Origin of the sequence: Paenibacillus dendrobii, from assembly GCF_009807035.1 — a bacterium.
GTDB lineage: Bacteria > Bacillota > Bacilli > Paenibacillales > Paenibacillaceae > Paenibacillus_AQ > Paenibacillus_AQ dendrobii.
Window position 1 is genome coordinate 1,176,669 of the sequence record NZ_WUBI01000001.1, and the last position, 24,650, is coordinate 1,201,318.

At 46.8% G+C, this 24,650-nt stretch carries 20 protein-coding genes and 1 pseudogene; 5 read left to right on the top strand and 16 right to left on the bottom strand.

Annotated features, from left to right (window positions below; genetic code table 11):
* Nucleotides 1–25: 25 nt before the first annotated feature.
* The 3 genes from GRF59_RS04985 to GRF59_RS04995 all read right to left on the bottom strand — a co-directional run bounded on the left by GRF59_RS04985 (nucleotide 26) and on the right by GRF59_RS04995 (nucleotide 3,233).
* Nucleotides 26–1,435: a HAMP domain-containing sensor histidine kinase gene (locus tag GRF59_RS04985; protein WP_160496532.1), complete on the bottom strand. Its 1,410-nt coding sequence runs from the start codon at nucleotides 1,433–1,435 to the stop codon at nucleotides 26–28.
* Entirely contained in the window at nucleotides 1,432–2,106 is a 675-nt protein-coding gene (locus tag GRF59_RS04990) for a response regulator transcription factor (protein WP_160496533.1), read from the bottom strand. Before GRF59_RS04990 ends, GRF59_RS04985 begins: the two co-directional genes overlap by 4 nt.
* Nucleotides 2,107–2,345: 239 nt before the next feature.
* Nucleotides 2,346–3,233: a DMT family transporter gene (locus GRF59_RS04995; RefSeq protein WP_160496534.1), complete on the bottom strand. Its 888-nt coding sequence runs from the start codon at nucleotides 3,231–3,233 to the stop codon at nucleotides 2,346–2,348.
* Nucleotides 3,234–3,443: 210 nt separating this feature from the next.
* Here GRF59_RS04995 and GRF59_RS05000 point away from each other — a divergent pair, with 210 nt between their 5' ends.
* Nucleotides 3,444–5,807 (top strand): nSTAND3 domain-containing NTPase, encoded by a 2,364-nt coding sequence (locus GRF59_RS05000; protein WP_160496535.1) that lies wholly within the window; start codon nucleotides 3,444–3,446, stop codon nucleotides 5,805–5,807.
* On the opposite strand, the gene GRF59_RS05005 is transcribed toward GRF59_RS05000, so the two are convergent.
* The 6 genes from GRF59_RS05005 to GRF59_RS05030 all read right to left on the bottom strand — a co-directional run bounded on the left by GRF59_RS05005 (nucleotide 5,783) and on the right by GRF59_RS05030 (nucleotide 13,648).
* On the bottom strand, nucleotides 5,783–6,622 hold the full coding sequence (locus GRF59_RS05005) for a metallophosphoesterase (protein ID WP_160496536.1): 840 nt from the start codon (nucleotides 6,620–6,622) through the stop codon (nucleotides 5,783–5,785). The genes GRF59_RS05000 and GRF59_RS05005 overlap by 25 nt on opposite strands.
* A gap of 152 nt (nucleotides 6,623–6,774) precedes the next feature.
* A complete protein-coding gene (locus GRF59_RS05010) occupies nucleotides 6,775–8,451 on the bottom strand; it encodes a ribulokinase (protein ID WP_160496537.1) in 1,677 nt (558 codons plus the stop codon).
* 99 nt (nucleotides 8,452–8,550) lie between these two features.
* A complete protein-coding gene (locus GRF59_RS05015; protein WP_160496538.1) occupies nucleotides 8,551–9,594 on the bottom strand; it encodes an acyl-CoA dehydrogenase family protein in 1,044 nt (347 codons plus the stop codon).
* Between the two features lie 127 nt (nucleotides 9,595–9,721).
* Nucleotides 9,722–10,345 carry an NAD(P)/FAD-dependent oxidoreductase gene (locus GRF59_RS05020; RefSeq protein WP_160496539.1) on the bottom strand — a complete coding sequence of 208 codons (624 nt, stop codon included), beginning with the start codon at nucleotides 10,343–10,345 and terminating at the stop codon, nucleotides 9,722–9,724.
* 58 nt (nucleotides 10,346–10,403) lie between these two features.
* Nucleotides 10,404–12,839: a heavy metal translocating P-type ATPase gene (locus tag GRF59_RS05025; RefSeq protein WP_341480006.1), complete on the bottom strand. Its 2,436-nt coding sequence runs from the start codon at nucleotides 12,837–12,839 to the stop codon at nucleotides 10,404–10,406.
* A 476-nt stretch (nucleotides 12,840–13,315) separates the two neighbouring features.
* Nucleotides 13,316–13,648 carry a metal-sensitive transcriptional regulator gene (locus GRF59_RS05030; protein ID WP_272914979.1) on the bottom strand — a complete coding sequence of 111 codons (333 nt, stop codon included), beginning with the start codon at nucleotides 13,646–13,648 and terminating at the stop codon, nucleotides 13,316–13,318.
* Nucleotides 13,649–13,851: 203 nt separating this feature from the next.
* Between GRF59_RS05030 and GRF59_RS30360 the strand changes: the two are divergent.
* Nucleotides 13,852–13,926 (top strand): annotated as a pseudogene (locus GRF59_RS30360) (hypothetical protein); the annotation flags it as partial.
* 86 nt (nucleotides 13,927–14,012) lie between these two features.
* Here the strand turns inward: GRF59_RS30360 and GRF59_RS05035 are convergent.
* Nucleotides 14,013–14,549: a helical membrane plugin domain-containing protein gene (locus GRF59_RS05035; protein ID WP_160496541.1), complete on the bottom strand. Its 537-nt coding sequence runs from the start codon at nucleotides 14,547–14,549 to the stop codon at nucleotides 14,013–14,015.
* 2 nt (nucleotides 14,550–14,551) lie between these two features.
* The gene (gene fdhF, locus GRF59_RS05040; RefSeq protein WP_160496542.1) at nucleotides 14,552–17,503 is read right to left on the bottom strand and encodes a formate dehydrogenase subunit alpha; all 2,952 of its coding nucleotides are present in this window, start codon (nucleotides 17,501–17,503) and stop codon (nucleotides 14,552–14,554) included.
* Nucleotides 17,504–17,685: 182 nt separating this feature from the next.
* Between fdhF and GRF59_RS05045 the strand changes: the two genes are divergently transcribed.
* The 3 genes from GRF59_RS05045 (at nucleotide 17,686) to GRF59_RS05055 (ending at nucleotide 19,381) form a co-directional block, all read left to right on the top strand.
* Nucleotides 17,686–18,477, top strand: a complete 792-nt coding sequence (locus tag GRF59_RS05045; protein WP_160496543.1) for a helix-turn-helix domain-containing protein — start codon at nucleotides 17,686–17,688, stop codon at nucleotides 18,475–18,477.
* A 69-nt stretch (nucleotides 18,478–18,546) separates the two neighbouring features.
* On the top strand, nucleotides 18,547–18,912 hold the full coding sequence (locus GRF59_RS05050) for a VOC family protein (protein WP_160496544.1): 366 nt from the start codon (nucleotides 18,547–18,549) through the stop codon (nucleotides 18,910–18,912).
* A gap of 25 nt (nucleotides 18,913–18,937) precedes the next feature.
* A complete protein-coding gene (locus GRF59_RS05055) occupies nucleotides 18,938–19,381 on the top strand; it encodes an SRPBCC domain-containing protein (RefSeq protein WP_160496545.1) in 444 nt (147 codons plus the stop codon).
* Between the two features lie 108 nt (nucleotides 19,382–19,489).
* On the opposite strand, the gene GRF59_RS05060 is transcribed toward GRF59_RS05055, so the two are convergent.
* The 5 genes from GRF59_RS05060 to cysI form a co-directional block, all read right to left on the bottom strand.
* Nucleotides 19,490–20,341, bottom strand: coding sequence for a YitT family protein (locus GRF59_RS05060; RefSeq protein WP_237391771.1), 852 nt, complete (start codon nucleotides 20,339–20,341; stop codon nucleotides 19,490–19,492).
* A 74-nt stretch (nucleotides 20,342–20,415) separates the two neighbouring features.
* Nucleotides 20,416–21,636, bottom strand: coding sequence for a cation:proton antiporter (locus GRF59_RS05065; protein WP_160496546.1), 1,221 nt, complete (start codon nucleotides 21,634–21,636; stop codon nucleotides 20,416–20,418).
* 4 nt (nucleotides 21,637–21,640) lie between these two features.
* Complete coding sequence (locus GRF59_RS05070) at nucleotides 21,641–22,135, bottom strand: cation:proton antiporter regulatory subunit (RefSeq protein WP_160496547.1); 495 nt, start codon at nucleotides 22,133–22,135, stop codon at nucleotides 21,641–21,643.
* 257 nt (nucleotides 22,136–22,392) lie between these two features.
* The gene (locus GRF59_RS05075) at nucleotides 22,393–22,746 is read right to left on the bottom strand and encodes a hypothetical protein (RefSeq protein WP_160496548.1); all 354 of its coding nucleotides are present in this window, start codon (nucleotides 22,744–22,746) and stop codon (nucleotides 22,393–22,395) included.
* 130 nt (nucleotides 22,747–22,876) lie between these two features.
* Entirely contained in the window at nucleotides 22,877–24,616 is a 1,740-nt protein-coding gene (cysI, locus tag GRF59_RS05080; RefSeq protein WP_160496549.1) for an assimilatory sulfite reductase (NADPH) hemoprotein subunit, read from the bottom strand.
* Nucleotides 24,617–24,650 lie beyond the last annotated feature (34 nt).

The window sequence follows — 24,650 nt, forward strand, 5'->3', positions numbered from 1 at the left end:
AATTGAACTTCTGATTCGGGCCGAATCATCTGACAGCAACTGCCGGAAATGTCATGGACACCCGGGTGCCTTCATTCTCCACACTGGTCATTGAAATCTCACCTTGATAATGCTGCACGAGATTTCTGGCTATCGACAGTCCCAAACCCGTGCCCCCGATTTCTCGGTTGCGGGCTTTATCAACCCGATAAAACCGGTCGAATACATGCTGCAGCTCTTCCGAAGGGATGCCGATGCCGTGGTCTTGTACAGTTATGGATATGTTGTCATGCATCACGCGGGATGCAATGTGTACCCGTTGATCTCCATCCGAGTATTTAACGGCATTTTCGATGACAATGAGCATGATTTGTTCCAAATGCAGCGGATTTATTTTCACCATCAAGCCTTGCTCCAATTGCAGATCAAACACCCATTCAGGGTGCAGTATTTCCATTCGCTTTACCGTTTGATTCAGAATCGGATCGATGCGAATGTATTCCACATGATCCGGCAATGGCCGGGTTTCCGACCTTGTCAGGGTAAGCAGTTCTTGTACGAGGCCTTTCAGTCTGCGGACCTCCTGCAATGAAGCTCCAAGCGATTCTTCCAGCACGTCCGGATCCTTTTTTCCCCATCTGTTTAGGAGATTCAAATGACCTTCAAGAATCGTAATCGGCGTCCGAAGCTCATGGGATGCATCATCCACAAACTGCTGCTGCTGCCGGAACGACACTTCGAGTTGATCCATCAGCTCATTAAACAGGCGGGCAAGCTCAGAGAGTTCATCCCCATTCTCTATATTCTCAACGCGCTCTTGGAGGCCGTTCTCTTTTACGTTTTGGATCGTACCTGCCAGTGCTTTGATCGGACGTAAAAATTGCTTGGCAATCGCCCATCCGATAACCGCACTGATACCAACGGCGATCACTCCGCCAATAACCATGACCAGCAGCAATGTCTTGTTAAAGTGGTCAAAGGTCTCCAAATTACTCGCAATCTCTATGGTGCCCTTTATTTTCCCTGAGTCAAACGGACTCCGGTATACCAGAATATGATCCTCATCATGCCGAATATCCTGCAATTGCTTCTCCGGTGTGTGCATCGGCTGAATCCATTCAGCCTTGAAATGATTCGTCGTGAGCAGTAATTCGTGGTTCTTGTCGTCAATGATACGGATCATCTGATTTTTGCCCATCATATTTCTCATATAGGACTTCGTCTCGTTCAGTTGAAAAGCTTCCTCCGAGTTTGCCTTATCCTGTACATAAACCTGGACCTGGGACATCATGTTATGCAGCGTGTCCTGCTCCTGTTTCAACATCCACTGCTTCAGCACAAGGTACTGGGCAAAATTGTAGGTAGCAAACACCATGAAAATCAGAAGCGTGGCACCCAGCATTAGTTTCCATATGACCGGCAGTCTTTTTAATAATAAGGTTAACCGTTCCATCATCGCATCACGTATCCCATTCCCCGCACGGTCTGGATAATGCTCTCTTCACCCGGCACATCCAGCTTGTTCCGCAAATATCGGACATACACATCGACTACATTGGTCTCGACCAACGAGTCATAGCCCCATACCAGATCCAGAAGCATATCTCTGGTTTGCACCAGATTCGGATGCTTCATGAAGACAGCCAAGAGATCAAACTCCCGCTTGGTGAGCTCCACGGCTTCGCCTGCCCGTAAAAGCGTTCGAGCATCCATATCCATCGTCAAATCACGAAACGTAATCATGGAGCGGCTTTGCCGATCTTCCATCTCAATACGGCGGAACAAGGCACGCATGCGGGCCAGCAGCTCTTCAATATCGAAGGGCTTGGCTATATAATCATCGGCTCCGCTGTCCAGCCCCGATATTCTGTCCTCAAGACGATCTCTGGCGGTCAGCATGATCACCGGTGTTCTCTTGACCTCGCGGATTCTTCGGCACACCTCGACACCATCCATCCCCGGAAGCATGATATCCAGTAAAATCAAACTCCACTCTTCCGATAAAGCCAGATGCAAGCCACTGATTCCGTCATTGACCCCTCTTACTTCAAAATGCTCATGCTCAAGCTCCAGCTGAATAAAACGGACCAAACTCTTTTCGTCCTCTATAATTAATATTCGCTTCATCATGTTCTCCTTTATTGCAATATTACGATAATATTATAAAAGTAAAGTATGAGAAATCGATGAGAATCTTTGGATCGGCGGTTTGGTGGAGATCATCTCGCATATTTTTTTGTATCATAGTCTTGGGCAAATCCTGGCAATTTAATCAAATAACGCAAGCCCCGTAGATTCGGGAGCCTGCGCTATATTCATGCTTTATTTAATCTGCTTCAAGTGATTATTTCGGAACGAAAACCTATTCAGATTACGCTGGTTTCTTTCGATTTGCGGAAACGGACGTTCACGAGAATGATACTGGCCAAAATCAGTACCAGACCGATGATGAGGTTCAGCGTAACATGTTCATTCAGAAATATTACGCTTGTAAAAATAGAAACCAACGGAATCAGGAAGGTATATGAACCCACCTTGCTTGCTTCACCCTCATGGATCAATTTAAAATACACAAACCAGCCAAGCGCGATAACGAAAATGCCGATAAACACGGTGTCCGCAATAAAAGATGCATTCCATACGATTGCCGACCACTTCTCGACTCCCGATCCCCCTGCCAGCAAAATAACGCCGCCGATCATGATCTGCATTGCGGTGAGCCAGAGCGAATTCACTTGATGACCAATCTTTTTGACATATACGGTGCCTAGCGCCCATGTTAATGCCGTGATAATCGCCAAGATGATGCCAACCGCAGAAATATTCCCGCTCAATCCTCCCAAACTCATCGTAGCGACCCCGGCAAATCCAACCAATAAACCGAGCATTTTTTGACGTGTCATGCTCTCTCCCAGCCACAACCACGAAAATAAGCCCAGCAGTACAGGCTGCAGAAAGACAATCGCAGAAAACAAGCCCGCAGGAGTATATTGCAGCCCAATCGTTTGAACGCCATAATAAAGCACGATGCTGAGCAAAGCGGACAAGAGATAAATCGGCCAGTTCTTCCGGAACCGTAATTCCTTATATTTCGGCAATGCCACCAGGATAAGCAGCAATCCGCCGATGAGCGCGCGCAGTCCGGCAAATAGGATCGGCGGCGTATATTGAAGTGCAAATTTGGATAAGGGCCAGTTAATTCCCCAAACCAAAATCAAAAATGCTAGATTCAAAATCGCTTTATTGTGACGCATCTGACTTCACTCCCTGTAAGAACATAAGCATGGTGTGAATTATACTCTTATATGTCAGTTGCGTCATGTATTTTTTCTGAAAGCGTATTTTTCCGAATCTCTTTTAACCGTGAGCCACATGCGGGAGGGAAGCTGCAGAACTTTGTCGAATTCTAACATCAATACAATATATTTAAGAGGAAATTTTTATTGGAGGCAGGGATTCAATTCATGTTTAACTTTCAAAATTTAAATGACTTCGAATTCGAACTTTTATCCAGGGATGTCGTGTCTAAAGAATTTGGGTTAGATTTAAGAACCTATACGAAAGGAAGAGATGGCGGCATTGATATTAGAGGTTTTGTGGCTAATGATGTGGTTGTCCAAGTGAAACACTATCCTAAAAGTTCATTTTCAAATTTAAAGAACTCGCTCGATAAAGAAGTAGCAAAGATAAAAAAACTGAATATAAAAAAATATATTGTTGTAACCTCATTTTTTTTGACTCCTGAAAAAGAAGATGAAATCTTTGCTATGTTCGAGAACTATATGGATACAAAAAAACAAATTATTGACGGTTCCCGGTTAAATACTATTTTAGCAGAAGCGGACAATCTAGATATCGTGCGAAAGAATTATAAACTGTGGCTTACTTCTACGAATGTCCTGGATACGCTAAATCATAACAGCCTTATCATTGACACCAATAGTTACATTTACGAAATTGATCGAAAAATGAACCTGTTCGTAGAGACTAAACAATTTTTGAAAGCTCTAGAGGTGTTGGAGAAAAACAACTGCATTCTGCTCGATGGGAATCCGGGAGTTGGAAAAACGACAGTGTCCCAAATGCTGATAACCCACTTTATCAAAGATGGATACTCTCCCAAATACTTGAGTAACAATTCGACCCATCAAATCAAAAATTCACTTTTTAATGATGATAAAAAAGAGCTGATACTGCTAAACGATTTTCTCGGACAACATTATGAGCAATACAAACCCGAGTTATTAGAAGAAATAAAAGCACTAATCAATTACTTCGTAAAATATCCGCATCAAAAAAAGTTAATTCTTAACACGAGAATTACGATATTAAATGAAGTCCTGATGAAAAATAATGATTTTAAATTTTTCTTGGAAGATAGCACGATTGAAGCTTTAAGAATCGATGTGAGCCAATTAACCTATTTTGAAAAAGCAAGGATTCTTTACTCTCATATTTATTACTATAAGCTTCCCCAAAAACATTTTAATCAAATATTAACGGATAAGAGATATTTACAAATTATCGAACATCCGAATTATAATCCGCGAATCATTGAATACATAACAAGAAGATCCACTTGGAACAGTACCGATCCGGAAAGTTACTTCAGTGTAATGATGAACCATTTATTGAATCCTAAAGACGTTTGGAAAAATGAATTTGAGAAGCTCAGTACATTTGACCGCATATTTATAAACACACTGTACTCTTTAACCAACGAAGAAATTAACATAGAAATCCTTCGGGAATGTTTTGAAAAAAGACTAAACCATAGTAAATATGACACTACAATTAATGTTTTTGCGGATTGTCTTGATAGACTGACCGATTCGCTAATAAAAATAGTAGATTTGGGAATGGAGAGGTTCGTCGGAGTCATCAACCCATCTATAAATGATTACATCTTTCACGAGCTGCAAAATAATTATTCGGAAATTCAAGCCATATACAAACATAGTGTTTATTTTGAGCAAATGGAAAAACTTCTGATTATCAATAAAGGATTATTCCAGAACATATTCATCGATAAAATAACTACTCGCGAATTTTTATCCTTGAAAACGTACACTGCGCCAATACAATATTTTTATTTATTCTATATCGCAGAGTTAAATATCATGAATCATGATTTATCCTACACCATTCACAACCTGCTCTTTGATCGAGAAACGTATAAACAGAACAGTTTAAAAGATCATTCCATTCTCTTAGGAAAGTATTTTTGTAACCTGGATATGATCCAGTTTTACAAATTACATTCATTATTCAATAGTTTGAACAGAATGGAGTATATCTACGAAAAAACGGATTATTCTTTCATGGAAAAGTTCATACCTATTCACGAGGAATATTTAAGAATTCTTTCCGATGGAAATATTTTGCGTAATAATATCGATGATGTGATAGTTCCGATTAGATTCAATATTAAATGGGCCATCGAGCTGGAAATCGTCAGTACACTCAATTATCGCATGAAAGAATTAATCATGAATAAGATAGCAAAGTATCATGATGAAAATCTTGATGATGAATTCCCGGATCATATCATTTCAAATTTAACAATGGAATTAAAATCTGAAATATCACTATTGTCTGATCAATTAATCAAAAGATTAAATTCAATCATATTCTGCAAAAGGGAACTAAAAATTGACTATGATATTATTTTGGAAGAAAGTTCATTTGAACATGTAGCTTATCAAGTCACGGATAACTATATAGAAGGCGATACAGGGATGGAATCCTCAAAAATAGTATCACATGACGACGATATTCATATGATTGATCACATGTTTGCTCATTATCGCAGTGAAGAGGAAACTTGAATGACTTCCAGTTCGCGATCACTGTCATTTCCCCGGGCATCCGCTGTGGGCGAGAAGTGCTTCATTTGCCGGTGAAGCAGCTGTGCATTCTTCATGATCTCCGGTTCCATGACATCCACGGCGGAAATCCGGATCGCTTCACTTCCGATGTCAACCAAACGGAACCCGGGCTGATCCAGACAGGCAGATAATTGTACAAAAGACCATTCCTGCTGCTGATTGATCGAATCCATATGGGTATGTCCATTAAAATAAATGCCGATCCCTTTGTTTTGATTCAGGATACTCCACATATCAATGCTCGGATGGATGGAGCCCTTTTCCCGTTCTGAACCTCGGGTGGTACGGTATACGGGGTGGTGGCCAAAAACGAGCAGCGGCTTATCCTTCGAAGCAATAACCATGCTTTCCAGCCATTCCAACTGTTCAAAATCGAGCCAGCCTCCCCAGTCTTTATAATCCATTTCTTTCGCAGTATCCAGGAAAACCAGCATCGCTTCATCCGTATCAAGCACATGATATCTTTGCTGACCGGTCATTCGAAGAACTTCGTTCCTCGTTTGGCCGTAAAGGTCATGATTACCGAGAACGTGAATAAATTTCTTATCCTGACGCTTTAACAATGCATATACGTCCTGAAGTTCCGATGCCAAACCAAAATTAGTCAAATCCCCTAACGAAATATATAAATCCGCATCCAGATTCAAAAACTGTTCCAGTACACAATGGTAGAAAGTTGTCCGGGCCTCCGCAAGTCCCGGGATGGACCGATCGACCTCATGATAATGCAAGTCTCCAAGCAGTGCTAATTTCACCCTGACTGTCCCCTTTCGTCCTGCAGCATATAATCCTTCTCCTTCCATCATAAGGAACAAGTATTATGAGGTCGTTAAACATGGGGACATATTTTGTAAAAGAAGGCCACACCAAAACCGTTACACATATATCGCAAAATGCCGGCAATCAATCAGAGCTTTTTCATGGCCTTGAGCCTTTTCATAACATCATTGCCGCCGCGGCCGAAATAATCATGGAGCTCGCAATATGCCTGATATAACTCCTCATACATACGAACATGTTCGGGTATCGGCTTGAAGGTTTCTTCTTTTACCTTGGCCATGTGCTTCGCCGCCTCTACGATGCTGTTGTATCCGCCCGCCGCTTCGCCGGCAGCTGTAGCTGCGAACATGGCGGCCCCGAGAGCGGTCGTGTGCTTGGAATCCGCAACCACAATTTCCCGATTGGTAACGTCCGCAAAGATTTGCATCAGCAGCCGGTTCTTTTGCGGAAGTCCACCGCATGCGTACAGCTTATCGACAGCAATACCGCTTCTTTCGAATGTATCCACGATCTTGCGGGTACCAAAAGCCGTTGATTCAAGCAGCGCACGGTATATTTCCTGAGGCTTGGTGGACAGCGTCAGTCCGATGATCAATCCCGATAAATCCGTATCCATCAGGACCGAACGGCTGCCATTATGCCAATCCAAAGCTACAAGCCCCGTTTCTCCCGGTTTGTATAATGCGGCTTCCCGCTCGAGCCATGGATGAACATCCATGCCTTCCGACTCGGCTCGCTCTTTTACGTATGCCGGAACTGCCTCTTCCACAAACCATTCAAAAATATCGCCAACCGCGTTTTGACCTGCTTCATAACCGAAATATCCCGGGATGATACCATCTTCAACAACACCGCACATCCCTTCCACAAGCTTCTCTTCCTCATGAAGCAGCATGTGGCACAATGAAGTTCCCATCGCCATGACCAGTTTGCCGGGTGTAACTACGCCCATGGCCGGAACAGCGGCATGCGCGTCAATTACGCCTACGGCTACCGCCGTACCCGGATTCAATCCGGTAAGTGCTGCCATTTCGGGGTTCAGTCCACCGGCGCTTGTTCCAAGCGGCATGACTTCACCTCTGAGTTTGGTGGATGCCAAATGTTCCAGCCTAGGGTCCAATGCCTTCAAATATTCCGGATTCGGATATCCATCCTTCTTGTGCCACAAGGCTTTGTATCCCGCCGTACAGCTGTTGCGGGTCATACGGCCTGTCAATTGGAACACGGTCCAATCTGCCGCTTCCAGGAATCTGTCTGCCGCTTCAAAAATTTCCGGCGCTTCGTCAAGGACCTGCCATACCTTAGCAAACATCCATTCCGATGAGGTTTTGCCTCCGTAACGCGGTAGGAATGCTTCCCCCCGCTCCGCAGCTGCCCGGTTCAGGCGGTCGGCTTCAGGTTGAGCCGCGTGATGCTTCCAGAGCTTCACCCAGCTATGGGGCTGATGCTTCCATTGATCAAGCATACACAGCGGTGTCCCATGGGAATCCACCGGCAAAATCGTGCATGCCGTAAAATCGATACCTATACCAATAACGTCTTCAGCAGGTACGCCGCCTACCTTCAAGACAGCAGGAACAGATACGCGTATAACTTCCAAATAATCGTCCGGATGCTGAAGCGCCCAATCCATAGGCAGTTTCCTATCGGAGCCCGGCAGCCGTTCATCGATCACGTGATGGGGATAGGAAGTGACATGATCGGCGATCTCCTCTCCGCTTGTCAAATCTACCAGAACCGCACGACCCGACTGCGTTCCGTAATCAATGCCTATTGCGAATTTATGAATCGTAGATTGTACCATTCTGTTCCCTCCTAATCTGGCAAGCTACCAACCTTTTCGACGTTACCACCATCCAAATCCTGCAGATATGCAAAAAGAAAACGGCTTGTCGCCGTCTTCTTATCCGCGCAGCAGTGCATGCTGACACGCCGTTTGCAAATCTCTCCAAACCCGGTTCACGACCGTATCTTCCATGCAGGCTGACAAGCCCAGCATCGGGAAGAGCTTCAGCCCGCAACCCAAGGAAGCCCTGGCTGCTGTAACGCATTCGCTTGAGATCCTTAGTTCCATTTCCGGAGAGAGAGTCCCCTTTTGATTTAAATCTTCCCAGGACTTATCCAATACCATATAAAAGGCATCCTTTTGACGGGCAAACTCCTGTTTTTGTTCAATGATCTCGGCGAGCACTTTATCGTTTCCGCGTACCTTCATCATCTCTTCAGCCGCTTCCAGAAAATGATCGGCGAGCCCCATGGCTACCCCCGCAAATGAAGTTTGGGCAAACGCAAGAAACGGATATTTGTACAGCACTTCATCCTGATGTGAGCGGTATTCCGTGAATGAAAAGGTCATTTCATCCGGTATGTAAGCATCGGTCACTACAATGCTATGACTGGCCGTAGCCTTCAATCCAAAGGTATTCCAGTCCTTGAGGATCTGAACCTGATCGGGGGTCATGATCAGGGTGACGATCTGAGGAGATTCATCCGAATTCGGACGACCCTCTTGCTCCAGAATTGAATTTGCCGTAAATGAAGTCGCATGCGTCGAGCCGCTACAATATTTCCATCGTCCGTTTACGATGTAACCTCCATCTACCTTTCGCGCCGTACCTGTCGTTGCTCCACTGCCGGCAATAACCGCTTCCGGTTTTCCGAAAACATCTAGTCCTACGCTTTGCGTCATGAAAGGTACAAAGTAGCCGCCGCCTGCTCCAATAGTCACCAGCCAGCCAAAGCTGCCGTCGATGCGTGCGCATTCCTGGAAAATACGGATTGCCTCCGGCAGCGGAGTCATGTTCCCGTCCAAATCGTCAGCCACGAACAAATGAAACAGTTTTTTATCATATATGTATTGCAGTGCTTCCGGGGTAATTACGCCATCATGCTCCATTTGCTGTGACTGTTCCCGAATGCTGCTGATCTCGTGCGCGGTAAATCCCATGCTTCCACCACTTTCTTAAATGTATGTTTAATCTATTCTACCATGAACAAGCCCTCCGTGGCTCTATTCACCCTAGAAGCATGAAAGCCGTCTGCAACCTCACTTTCAGGCAGACGGCTTGGATTTGCTAGTAACCAATGACTTCTCTTAAGGCCTCAACCGACGTACGTCGGACGAACTTGCTGAATTTCTCTTTTCCCTTTGCATTCGCTTTATAATGATCAATGATTTTTATGAGAATGGGTATGATTTGATTTTCTTCCAGGCCTGCCACCAGCAGCTCCGCGATGACGGTCTTGATTCCTTTCGGTTCACCACCCACGTAAATGTTGAAAGTATCCTTCATTTTGACGACACTCATATCCTTAAGAAGTGGCTCGCTCGTTCCAAGAGCACAGCCCGCGTAGCCCAATTTAAGCGGAGCTGGAGTTTCGATGCCTGCGATTGCGCGGTTGATGGATCTGGCCGTACTCAGTCCGGCTGCTTCTGCACCATTGCAAAATTGGCAGGCGATCAAGCCTTTGATCACGGCCCCTGCAGGATATACCTCGAGTCCTGCGCGGATTAATTTCTCTTCAACCTGATCCTTTTCGTCCGGCGGAAGTTCGATATATATCTGTCTGAATGGCGTGATCTCAATGCCTGCGTTCGGCCCGGCGGCGCTGGCAATAGCATTCAGCTGTTCCTGGCTGATCACGTTTCCTCCGATTTGTATGGGTGTTGAGACTGCAATTTTTATGAAATCTGACATGTTAAATCTCCCTTTACCGTTGATCTGAAGCTGATTATTTCCTTTCTATTTTAACCGGTTATTGACGCACCTTCACACGCTGCAGCCGCAGTGCATTGAGTACAACCGAAACAGAGCTGAGAGCCATGGCAGCGCCTGCAATCCAAGGAGCCAAGAGTCCAAGTGCGGCAATCGGTATTCCGAGTGTATTGTATCCGAGTGCCCAGAACAAATTCTGTTTGATATTCCCCATCGTTTTGCGGCTCATATAGATGGCATCAGGAATGCTCGACAGATCTCCGCGCATCAAAGTTACATCTGCGGCTTCCATCGCGATGTCCGTACCGGTCCCGATAGCCATACCGATATCCGCAGTCGCAAGAGCAGGCGCATCATTGATACCGTCGCCCACCATAGCAACTCTTTTGCCTTGAGACTGAAGCTTTTTCACTTCTTCTGCTTTTCCTTCCGGCAGAACTTCGGCAAGTACGTGATCGATACCGACTTGTGCCGCAATGGCTTTCGCCGTGCGTTCATTATCCCCTGTAATCATTATGACTTGGATTCCCATGTCTTTTAGTCTGCCTACCGCTTCCTCGGATGTCTCTTTGATGGTATCTGCTACGGCTACCATGCCTGCGTATTCCTGATCAATCGCGACCAGCATGGCTGTTTTGCCAGCTTCCTCCAGACGGGACATTTCATCGTAGACGTAAGTTGCCTCTACTCCGTATTTCTCCAATAATCTGCGCGTACCGATAAGCAGATCTTTGCCCTCCACAACCGCCTGGATTCCGTAACCCGGAATGGCCGTGAATGATTGTGTTGCCGGCAAGCGGATGCCCCGCTCCCGAATTCCCGTCACGATAGCCTCGGCCAGCGGATGTTCCGAGTTATTCTCGGCAGCACCCAACAATCCGAGAAATTCTTCAGTATCTCTATCCGTCATCACATCGGTCAATTCCGGTTTGCCTTTGGTAACCGTTCCGGTCTTATCTAAGATGATGGCATCAATTTTATGCGTTTGCTCCAAATGTTCGCCGCCCTTGAACAGAATACCCAGCTCAGCCGCACGGCCGGAACCTGCCATGATCGAAGTCGGCGTGGCCAGACCAAGCGCACATGGACATGCGATGACAAGAATGGCAATGGCTTTTTCCAATGCTCCGGCAAAATCGCCGGGAGTGACAAAGAAATACCACACGAGAAACGCAATGACCGCAACGCCTATGACGATTGGAACGAAGATGCCTGATATCACATCGGCTACCCGCTGAATCGGTGCCTTGGAGCCCTGTGCTTCTTCCACGACTTTGATGATCTGGGCCAGCGCTGTCTCCTTGCCGACCTTGGTAGCCTGAATGCGCAAAACTCCATTTTTATTCAGCGTTGCTCCGATAACCGTATCACCGGACTTTTTCTCGACCGGAAGACTTTCGCCTGTCAGCATGGACTCATCGATAGACGATATTCCTTCAAGTACTTCGCCATCCACGGGTACCTTTTCTCCAGGACGGATCAACACGGTATCTCCTGCAACAACTTCTTCAACCGGTAACGTTAGCTCCTGTCCATCGCGCACGACCCTTGCCGTTTTAGCCTGTAATCCCATTAACGATTTGATGGCTTCGGACGTCCTCCCTTTCGCTAGCGATTCGAACAACTTCCCCATAATGACAAGCGTAATGAGGATGGCACTGGTTTCATAATACATGGCAGGTCCATGATGCATGCCGCTTCCCTTCGCGTACCAGTCCAACGTCAGATATAAACTGTAAAAGTACGCTGCCGATGTCCCAAGCGATACCAGTACATCCATATTCGCGCTACCATTGCGAAGCGCTTTGTAAGCTCCCGTATAAAAGGGTTTACCGATATAGAACTGCACCGGTGTTGCCAGCATCAGCTGGAACCATGGATTCATGAATAGATCGGGAAGGTAAATCCATGACGTGAAGGAGAAATGCGCCACCATCGCCCATAGCAGAGGTATAGAGAGAATGATGGAAATGAAGAGCTTGCGTTTTTGCTTCCGTATCCCCTCGTTCCTGGAGCTCAGCTGCGTATCATTCTCATCCTGAGACACAGCAGCATATCCTAATTGCTTCACTTTATTTTGCATATCCGAAATGGTTATTTCGCCTGGCGTATACTCTACGGTTGCCGTTTCCATGGCGAAGTTAACCGATGCAGAGGTTACTCCGGACAGCTTGCTCAGACCTTTTTCGATCCGGTTCGCACAAGCTGCGCAGGTCATGCCTTCAAGCTTGAAATGAGTCACTGCCTTCGCCGTATCATATCCGAGCTTCTTGATTGTCGCTTCCAGATCACTGGCTTTGACCTGATCAGGATCATAAGAAACGCTGGCTCTTTCGAGCGCGAAATTCACGTTGGCGGATTCGACACCCTCCATTTTGTTCAAGCCTTTTTCAATCCGGTTCGCGCAGGCCGCGCAGGTCATACCGGTTATTTGTAATGTCGATTGCTTCTGAGTTTTCGTAGCAGCTGATTCCACCGTCATTCACTCCTTAATGCTTCTCTTTATGAGAATTGCATATCGTTTAACGCATTACATTCTCTTCCAATGAACTTCTTGTTTTTAGTATACCCCCCATCCCTATATTTCGTCAACACATTTTACAATACTCCTCTACCCTATTTTTAAAACTTTAGATAACTGTTTTTCATCGCTAAAAGAACCGCCCCCTTGTTCCAACAATCAGCGATTTCTTATGTGTTTTAAACTTCGTCATTATGAGTCGTTACCGCGTACAAAGGAAATGAATACGGCTGCTGGATAAAGGCATGTCCGACATTACATACATACAAATAACATACCGTATCAGCTTATAGGTTTTTGAGAATTCTCTTCGCCCAGCGGATGGGCTTATGAGGATATTGAAAAGTGTCAGAGAGCGGGGAGATGATGAATCCTCTGTCGTTTGGACAGCATATCACAACAAAAAGCCGCCTAAAGGCGGCTTTTTTGTCTTACTTGATCAATTTATTCATCGTGGTCATCAGCTCGGTCAGCACCTCTTGATCGCCTTCCTGGATGCGCTGCACGACGCAGCTTTTCATATGATGTTCCAACAGCAATTTCCCCACACCGTTCAATGCGGATTGTACGGAGGCAATCTGGTTCAGCACATCATCACAATACGTATCCTTCTCAATCAGTCCCTTGATGCCGCGCACCTGACCTTCAATGCGGTTTAAGCGGCTTATCAGACTGTTTTTAACCTTATCCGAATGATGGCTCTTCCGTTCCGAATGGTCACCAGAGCAGGTGTCCGCGTTCTGTTCCGTGTTTTGATCCATCATTTCCGGTACCGTATTCATACGACTCGCCTCCCTTTCCTTTATTTCTATTATACTCGGCAAGTCGGGGTATACAAACCATTCCCTAAATAACTTCTATAAGAAATCAGACTTGAAGTTTATTGGAAACTGTCTGGTGCACAGAACATAAGCTCATGGCGAAGACGATGAGCAGCATCCCGGCCTGATATCCTTTAGGATCAGCTACCGTTCAAGTGGTTGTCACTCCTGAGGACGGAAGCGCAACAATAACCTATACTCTGAACGTAACCACGCATTAGATTATAATAAGGGTACCCTGCAGAAGACAGGGTACCCTCTTATTTACCATGATAACAAAACCCATGTTGTGACGAACAATCCGTTATCATTCATTCGTGATCTCCTGTTTATCCTGGTTCATCTCGCGATTCACGTCCTGCGGCGAGTTCCCGAGATGTTCCCCCATGCTTTTCAGGAAGTTCAGCAGCATCGTAATCGAGCGGTTCACGTCCGGGTCCTTCATCATTTTGAGGAGATCAAAAAATCCCTTCTGATCCTCCTCTGTATTCGTATCCAGCGCTTTATTCATGCCATGACTGACGGCATTCATCGTGCGCTGCACTTGATGCGGTTCCAGGGTACTCAGAAACTGCAACCCGGTTACCGCATTTTTCAACACGATAGGCGTTCCCGATACCTTGATAAAATCAAACACATAAGGCATCACCTTTTCACGGTTTTTTACCATGCCATGAAAAATTTCCAGGTAACCCGCATCGTACATCTCCTGTATGATATCCATGAACATGAGCAAACCGGGATTGCTTTTGGCCGCACCTTCAGCGAGATGCTTCAGCTCCTGCTCGCGGATTTCTTCTTCTGTCGGAATACGGCGATTGATTCGGGTAATAGGACTGGCCATAACTACTCCTCCTCTCTGCGAATCACTTCGGGTACCGGAACGAAATCCGGGCGGTCCCACTTATCTTCTACACGTACACCCATCTGCGGATTACGCATCGTATCCACCCGGTGATTGGATTTTGGCAGAGGAGCCTCGCCATCATAAGACAGAATCTCCATGGCTACAGCGGTTTCTTTATAATTAGGCGTATCGGTCACATCATCATGGTCACTGCTGGTCAGAAAATTGATCGCTTGATCTTCATCTGAAGTGTTCATCGGCAGATAGAGCTCGTTCCCTTTGACGCGGTCAGTAACTTCAACTCTGACCTTGATCGCCCCTTCAGGGGAGGTTAGCCGCACCAGAGCACCATTTTTAATTCCGCGTTCCTCCGCGAGCTCTGGCGACACTTCCAGCCAGGGTCTTGGAGCTTTATGCGTAAGAGCTTTGGATTGGTAAGTCATGTTCCCTTCATGAAAATGCTCCAGCACCCGACCGTTATTGATATGAAGATCATATTTCTCTTCATACGCATGCGGTGCCGTCCAATCTACCGGGAAGAGCTTGGCTTTGCCATCCGGAAAGTGAAATTCATCCAAATACAGCAGCGGCGTATCTGTACCGTCCAGTTGCACCGGCCAAACCTGGCTCTTCCAGCCATCTAGCCGGTCGTAACTGACACCTGCAAATACGGGTGCCAATACGGAAGCCTCATCCATAATTTGTGAAGGATGCGTGTAATTCCAATTTGCCCCCATCGCATTCGCCACCATTTGAATGATCTCCCAGTCCGGCTTGGACTCGCCCAGTGGCTCAAATACCGGATAGAAGCGCTGAATGCGTCTTTCCGTATTCGTGAAAGTGCCCTCTTTTTCAAAGCTTGGGGCGGCTGGCAAAATAACATCGGCATATCTGGCTGTACGTGAAAAGAAGACATCTTGTACGATGAAAAACTGCAGCTTTTTGAAGGCTTCATCCACCACATTCGCGTTCGCATCAACAAGAGCCATATCCTCTCCAAACAAGTACATGGCTTTGATCTTCCCTTCCTGAATGGCATCTACCATTTCGTGATTATCGTAGCCACTGTGCTTCGGCAGCTCTACACCCCATGCACGTTCATATTTGCCGCGGATTTCACGATCTTCGACCGGCTCATATCCTGGGAATACATTCGGTTGAGTTCCGAAATCACAAGCGCCTTGAACGTTATTGTGGCCGCGCAGCGGATAAGCGCCTGTTCCAGGTTTTCCGAAGTTGCCTGTTACCAGCTGCAGATTGCAGATCGCCGTGCTTGTGTCCGCTCCGCCTTTATGCTGCGTGACCCCCATCGCCCACAGGATGCAGGTTGAGTCTGCTTCATGAATCATCGTGGCCACCTGAATCAAAGTCTCCTGATGAATTCCGGTGAACTTCTCTGCATATTCAAGGGTGTACTTTTGAAGCGATTGTACAAACTCTTTATAGCCGTTCACACGCTGATTCAGGAATTCACGCGCCTCCCAGCCCTGATCGATGATATACTTGGCCACGGCATTCAACCAGATCAAGTCGGTGCTGTGTTTCGGATGCAGATGGATGTCCGCTCTTTCAGCCATCTCATTCTTACGCAGGTCCGATACAATCAATTTTTGACCATGAAGCTTATGAGAACGTTTAATTCTGGTCGCCAGCACCGGATGCGATTCCGCCGTGTTGGCTCCAACAATGATCACCAGATCAGCATTCTCGATGTCTTTGATCGTACCCGAATCACCGCCGTACCCGACAGTACGCTGCAGAGCCCTGGATGCCGGGGTCTGGCAATATCGTGCACAATTATCAACGTTGTTGGTCTTCATAATGGCACGGGCAAACTTCTGGAACAGATAATTTTCCTCATTGCTGCATTTGGATGACGCAATATAACCGATAGCATCTGATCCGAATCGATCTTTGATTCCTCCAAGATTCCGTGCGATATAGTCCATGGCATCATCCCAACTGGCTTCTATAAACTCATCCCCTTGGCGGATCAGAGGCTTGGTCAGCCGCTCCTCGCTATTGACGAAATCCCAACCCCATTTCCCTTTGACGCAGGTCGAAATTCCGTTAACCGGGGCTTCCTCGCTTGGTTCTACTTTCAAGATATGACGTCCTTTTGTCCATACCTCAAAGCTGCAGCCTACACCGCAATAGGTGCAAACGGTCTTGGTACGTTGAATACGGGAATCCCGCATCGCAGCTTCAATTTCAGATATTTTGAAAATATCCCGGTATCCTGGCTCCACTTCCTTCGTCAGATCAATCATTGGCTCCAGCACATCTGCAAACGTTCCCGTCAAGTACCCAGCTTCGCCGATCATGGATTTCTCCATCAATGCATTACACGGACATACCGAGACGCAATGGCCGCAGGATACGCAAGAGGACTCATCGATCGGGACATCCTGATCCCAAATCACGCGGGGATGCTCACGGCTCCAGTCGATACTTAATGTTTCATTGACCTGCAGATCCTGGCAGGCTTCCACGCACCGGCCGCATAAAATACATTGATCCGGATCATAACGGTACATCGGATGCGACATGTCCTTCTCATAAGGCTTCTCTTTAAATTCATATTTTTGATGATCCAGCTCCAGGAACTCCGTCGTGTTATGTACCTTGCAGTTTCCGTTGTTATTGTCACATACGGTGCAGTACAGCTCGTGGTTCTGGAGAATCCGGGACATCGCTTCCTCTTGAGCTTCCTTCACCCGTTGGGTATCGGTACGGACTTGCATGCCCGGCTGAATTTCGGTCGCACACGCTCGAATAAGCTCTCCGTTCACTTCTACCAGGCATGTATCGCATGTCTGAATAGGCCCTAATTGTTCATGATAGCAGACGTTTGGAATATAGGTATCCCCGGATGCCTGCAAAATGGTTTGACCCGGTTTGGCGTCGTAAGTCTTGTCATTGATTCGGAAAACAAACGATTCTGCGTTCATGCAAGGTATCACCTCTGTCAAATAATCTGGTATTCAAAAAATAAGCCGAAAATGAAAATGTCAGCTTATGTATAGTTACACGTGAATAATTAGCTTGAATCAAGAGGCTCCGGTGCCGCTTAAGTCAATAGCGAAAATCTGCTTTTTTTGTTACTATTCTAAATAAAAGGGATTTTACCGTCATGAATAAAGAACAACTTGCTGCCGCTGAAGAGGCAATCCGATTTATGAAAGAGCATTTGGATGAGGACATCACTTCCGATCAACTCGCCGCTCATGTCGGTTACAGCCCTTTTCATTTTGCGCGGATTTTTAAAAATGCAACAGGCATCTCACCGCGTCACTATCTCTCTGCACTTCGTATCGAAACCGGAAAAAAAGCACTGCTTAAAGAGCCTTCCCTGCTCATGAAAGTCCTCTTATCCATCGGATTCCGAAGTGCCGGTTCCTTTAATACTCGTTTCAAGCAGAATGTGGGTATATCTCCTCGAAAATTTCGGGCCGTGTCTCTCCCCTTGTCCAGATATGTAAGACGCTTTGAGGAACAAGAACTGGAGGAAACCGAAGCCGATGCTCTTCTCGCTTCAGCACAGCGGATTTGCTGCCACATCGAAGCACCGGAATCTTTTCGCGGCATCATTTTTGTAGGATTATTCCCTCATCCCATACCGGATCAGAGGCCCGTCGCCGGAACTGCATTGAACCGTAAGAACCGGACCTGCACCTTTACCAAAGTACCGCCCGGCACCTATCATGCCTTGGCTGCGGGCATTCCATGGAGCATCAACCCCAAAGACTATTTTGTACTGACTCATGCTCTTCGCGGCAAATTCCCATCCGCCATCGAGGTCACGGAAACATCAGAAATCGAAATACCCATTTTGATCAGGGAGCCTCTTGCCGTTGATCCGCCGATCGTCATTAATCTTCCGCTACTTTTATTCGAGCAAAAGGAGAAAAACAAAGCAAAGTAGAAGAATTTTCCGTTTTATTTCCCTGATATACTACCGGGTGTGATACTCAAACATCAGGGGGATATAGACATGAACAGCATTTGCGTAATTTCAATCTTAGTAACGGATATGAACGTGGCAAAGGAATTTTATTGTAATAAGCTCGGCTTTAGCATCTCGAAAGAATTCTCGGAAGATCTGATCAGACTGAAACACGACTTGCTGCCGTTATTGCTTTACAAGGTAGAGGAGCCCGTCACTATGAATTACCCGCTTCAGGCACAAGTCGTGCCAGGCCTTGAGACAGACAATTTGCTCCAGTCCATTTCGGAGTTATCCGCAAAGGGCGTTGAGATCATTTACGACTCTCCCCAGAAATGCCCGGCAGGAATATACAGCGCTTTCAGGGATCCGTTTGGAAACGTAATTGAGCTGCTTGAGTTTGATCATACTTGATGAACTATGAGGAGGACTGGCTGGAGTGTCCCTTAAACAGGAAATACATATTGACGCTTCTATCCCTATATTATGGAAGACATGGACATGCTCCGACCGGACTACGTCCTGGTTAGCCCCTGCTGCGGACATTGAACCTGTGGTTGGCGGCAAGTTTGAGCTTTTTTTTGACTCTGAAGACAAGAATGGGATGAATACTGCCGGCTGCAAAATCGTCGGTCTGAAAGAGTACAGACAGATTATTTTTGAATGGAAAGGCCCCGACCTCTTTGCTGAAATCATGTATCATCCTCAGCACTTAACCTACGTGGATATATGGCTACAGCCCACAAGCGATACAACGACTCTCGTTTGTCTGAAGCATTCCGGTTGGGGAGCGTCGACGGATTGGCAATCTGCCAGAGCTTGGCATGAGGAGGCGTGGAAGCAATGGCTCGGCAACTTAAAGACATCCGTGGAATCCGCTTAAAGTAACTTATGCTGTGAATGAAGTGCGCAAGCTTAATTATCATTCAATCGTCAAAGAACCCCGATTCATCATCGGGGTTCTTTCGATTTGCATTGCACTCCCAGGCTCCTAAGAGTTTTTCGGACGCGTTGTCGTCCGATCGATGAATATGACTTCCGCACCTGGATCCTCCTGCTTGATAATGGCCTTGAAACGAGGGATATCCAACACATGCACGTGATAAACCAAGTATTGATTCATCGAGTTCTTCCCATCTTCCCGTTCTTGGGACACGGCTTCGATACATAATCTCTGTCTTAATTCATTCCGTATAACATCCGGATCGGAAGCTGCCACCCATACCGTTCTGCGGATTCCCCACAAGATCAAGCCAGAGGTTTCGTATGCTGCAGCACAAGCCAGGGCCGAATATAACGTCCTTTCCCATCCCATGGCTATACCAGCCAAAATAAGCACTGTACCATGACATAGCAGAAGCAGCTGTTCCGTCGAAATAGGCTGACGGAAAAATAACCAGACAGGCGGACGTGCTTCATATGGCCTTTCCAGCCCCAATGAATCCAGCAGCCCTCCTGATTTCACCGCGAAACCTGCTCCGATCCCCAAACACAGCCCGCCTGCCAAAGCTGCAATGACCGGTTCACCGCTCACGGCTGGCAGCGGGGCAAGGAGGATTGCTGAACCCGAGAAAGCCAACATTCCCGGCAGCACCTTCAGCAGTACTGGCTTGTGCCCAAGAAAGGAAAAGAGCAGCAGCAGCGGGAGATTGAATAACAGAAGAAGAACACCAAACTCCTTTTCGGTATGAAACGACACCAGTGCTGAGATGCCCGTTACGCCTCCCGCAATCAGCTCATGCGGATGCAAAAACAATTCCAAGCCTATGGATGCCGCAATCCCTCCAAGAACGGATTGAAGAATCGTTGTTCTTCTCCCACGTTTCAATATCGGCATTTTCATCGCCACGCGGCATTTTTATTCATATCATTCATAACCTTCCCTCCTTATGAATGGAAGTATCATGATCCTTACCGTCAGAGCGCCTCTTCTTTCGTGACCCGCCTGTCTTTAAATTTAATCCACCGGTTTAACAATACGAAGATGGACTTGGACTGCTTGGTCAGCAGAGGTCCAAGGATAGCCAGAATAAGGACATAAATTGCCGAGAATGGCTGTAGTATATCCAGCAGTCCCCCATCCTTCGCCAAGTTAGCCATGATGATGGAGAATTCGCCTCTGGAGACGATCGTAAGGCCGATATTAGCCGAAGCTTTAGGAGATAAGGACGCCGTTCGTCCGGCGAGCATGCCTGCGCTGAAGTTTCCGATCAAGGTCACCACAACGGCGGCCAATGCCAGCCAAATCGCATTTCCTCCAAGCGACATCGGATCAATGGACAAACCGAAGCTGAAGAAGAAAACCGCCCCGAAGAAATCCCGGAAAGGCGTGATCAAATGCTCTATCCGTTTGGCATGCTCCGTCTCGGCCAGCACGAGTCCGACAAGCAGCGCGCCAATGGCTTCGGCTACATGAATGGTTTCGGAGAATCCTGCCACCAGGAATAAGGATCCGAAAATAACAAGTGCAAACAGCTCATTGGATCGAATGCGCAGCCATTTGTTTAGTACAGGAACCGCTTTACGCCCGATGATAATGACCGCTAACATAAATCCGAGTGATACGAGTGCCGATAACAGCACACCGCCAATGGAACTGGAATCGCTGAGCACAAAGCCGGAGAGAATGGAAATATAGACGGCGAGAAAAACATCCTCAAACATGATAATCCCGAGTATCATTTCAGTCTCCGCGTTCGCCGTCCGTTTTAAGTCCACCAATACTTTTGCTACAATCGCACTGGACGATATGGTAGTTATACCGGCTATGATCAGGGATTCCGCTACCGGAAATCCGCTAAGAAATCCGAGCAGCAATCCGAGCGTAAAATTAATGGCAATATAGATCGATCCGCCGACTGCAATATTCCGTCCCGACTTGATCAGTCTTCCTACAGAGAATTCCAGACCTAGGTAGAACAGCAGGAACAGGACGCCGATCCTCCCCATAAAGTCGATAAACGGAGCGCTGTCTATGAAGCGGAAATCAAAATGCCATAGCTCCATCGCATGCGGTCCAACGGCCATTCCAATGAGGATATAAAAAGGAATAACCGAAAAGCGCAGCTTCGCCGATATCAATCCTCCAAGTGCAATCAATCCAAGAGCCAATCCAATTTCAAATATCAAATGATCCATCCTTTCACCCGCTTCCGTTCATTAGAATTTGTTTAAAGCGCTTCTGCTGTTCCCGCTCCCCTACTGCTACAACCGTTGCTTCCGCATTCAGTACGGCATTCGGTCCGGGATTCACTTGCTTCCCATGTTTCCGGTCCATGAGCGCAATCACGGATGCCCCTGAGTTTTGACGGATATCAAGCTCTCCAATCGATTTGCCTACACAGCTAAAATGAGTCTCGATTCGATACCATTCAATCGTTAAATCATCAAATGCCATTTCCACGCTTTCCAGCTGCTTCGGCTTATAAACCATGCCCCCGACAAGAGCAGCCAGCTGCCTTGCCTCCTGGTCATCCAAAGTCACCATTGATATGCTCTGATCGTAATCCTCATAGGAAAAGTGAAAAAGCTCACGTCTTCCGTCGTCATGAATGACGATAACAATGCGATCGCCGCTGGCGGTATCCATCTGATACTTCATCCCGATTCCGGGTAAAATGGTTTCACGAATATCCATGAAAAATAGCCTCCCGATGTTTTCATTTTATAGTTTGAGAATATATTCACATATATATTGGGTGTCATAAAAGTCTCTCGAAATAACATTTTTTCGCATTAGAGTTCCTTACGATTCACACATGTCTAACTCAGCTAAAACGTTCATTTATCTTTCGAACAGATGTTTTTGGGTATGAGAAATAGACCGTTCCAAAATGGGCATTTTTGCTCTTCCTTTGGCAAGCAAAAATACGGAACCGTCACATGGAATGCAGCTTAAGCAACATAACTCGAGGTGAATTTAATCGGTAAAAGAAGCAGGTATTTTTTTCGGATGAGAATGAACGGAACAAACGGTAATCGGGGTTTGGGTATGCGCAGCACAAGCAGCAGCGGCATTACAAAAAGAAGCGGCAGCGCTGATGCCATCAGGAGCAATCTTTGCAAAAAGGAAGGAGTTTTACGCGCAAGAGGTTTACCTTGCGGATCAAGGCGGCTGTGAACCGTCTCAGTTTCACTGTTGTAGGTAGAAGTAACTTCCTCTTCAAAGGAAACGGGAAAGGTGAACATCTGGATACATCCGAGCACAACGATCAGCAGCATACGAAGCCTTTTGGTCAGTGTCGTCATCCCATCCCTCCCTCTTGTGAAAAATTCATATATATTAATTTTAACATAAATCAAGCTTGTGTATCAAATCCGGGGGCCTAAATTCCATAAAAAAACCACCCTAACATCTGGGTGGTCTTCTTGATTTGCCTTAGATTGTAATACGTTCCGAATGGAATTCCTGGCCGTCACGTACCTCCTGCACATAACCCACCCGAATGACAAAATCGCCAAAATGCTCTCCAGGCTTCCGCTCTGCACCGTAACGCGAAATGATCGGACGGAGTGAATCCAAGATCTCCGCTTCACCGATATTTTCCTTATAGAGTTTATTTAAACGGTCACCGGCAAATCCGCCGCCCAAGTACATGTTATATTTCCCTGGAGCCTTACCGATGAACGCGAGCTCTGCAAGCATAGGACGCGCGCATCCATTCGGGCAGCCTGTCATGCGGATAACGATGTCCTCTTGGTGCAGACCCGAATCTTCCAGCATCGGTTCGATTTTGTCCAGCAGCGAAGGCAGGTAACGTTCAGACTCCGCCATAGCCAGGCCGCAGGTTGGAAGCGAAACGCATGCCATCGAATTACGTCGAAGCGAAGAGTAGTGTACTCCGTCGGTTAGATGATACTGCTCGATCAGAGACTCGACTTTCTTCTTCTTCTGTGCACTGATATTCGCGATGATTAGATTCTGATTCGGTGTCAAACGGAAGTCTCCCGAATGTAGCTTGGCGATTTCACGCAAGCCGGTCATCAGAGGATACCCTTCCTCGTCTTTGATGCGTCCACTTTGTATGAACAATGTGAAATGCCATTTACCGTTGCTGCCCTTCACCCAGCCGTAACGGTCCCCGTTATCATCAAACTGGTATGGCTTCGCATCTTCCAGTTTCCAGCCGAGACGCGAGGTCAGCTCATCGGTGAACCAGCCAATGCCGCGGTCATCGATAGTGTATTTAAAACGAGCATGCTTGCGCACGGCACGGTCTCCATAGTCGCGCTGAATCGTAACCGTTTTTTCGGCAACGTCAATCATCTGCTCCGGCGTGCAGAATCCGATAACCTTCGAGATCTGCGGGTACGTTTTCGGATCGCCATGCGACATTCCCATGCCTCCGCCAACGGATACGTTAAATCCCAGGAGACGTCCCTCTTCAACAATGGCAATGAATCCCAGATCTTGCGAGAAAACATCCACGTCATTGGAAGGCGGCACGGCAATGCCGATTTTAAATTTACGCGGGAGATAGACGCGGCCATAGATCGGTTCCTGCTCCTCGCCTTCCTGTTCGCTTGAAACGACCCTTTCCCCGTCCAGCCATATTTCATGATAGGCACTCGTCTTGGGATCCAGATGCTCGCTGACACGGCAAGCCCAATCATATACTTCGCTATGAATTTCCGATTGATGCGGATTCGGGTTGCACATCACGTTGCGGTTTACGTCGCCGCAAGCGGCAAGCGTCGTTAACAGCGCTTCATTTACTTCGCGGATCGTATTTTTAAGATTCCATTTGAGTACGCCGTGCAGCTGAAAGGACTGACGTGTCGTCAGCCGAATGCTGCCGCTCGCATACTTATGCGCAAGCCGATCCATCATCAGCCATTGCTCCGGAGTGACCACGCCTCCGGAAGCACGCACTCTGAGCATGAATTGGTATGCCGGCTCCAACTTTTGCTTCTGGCGCTCATTCCGTAAATCACGGTCATCCTGCATATAACTGCCATGATGTTTCATCAAGCGGTTATCATCTTCCGGTATGGATCCGGTAATCGGATCTTTTAATGTTTCCGTCAGGCTTCCACGCAAATAGTTGCTTCGTACTTTGATCTCCTCGACGTCGCTATGCGGGGCGCTGTTCTTGGATAACAAGTTATTCTCAGACATTTCGAACTTCTCCTCTCGCTACCTAAGGATTCCT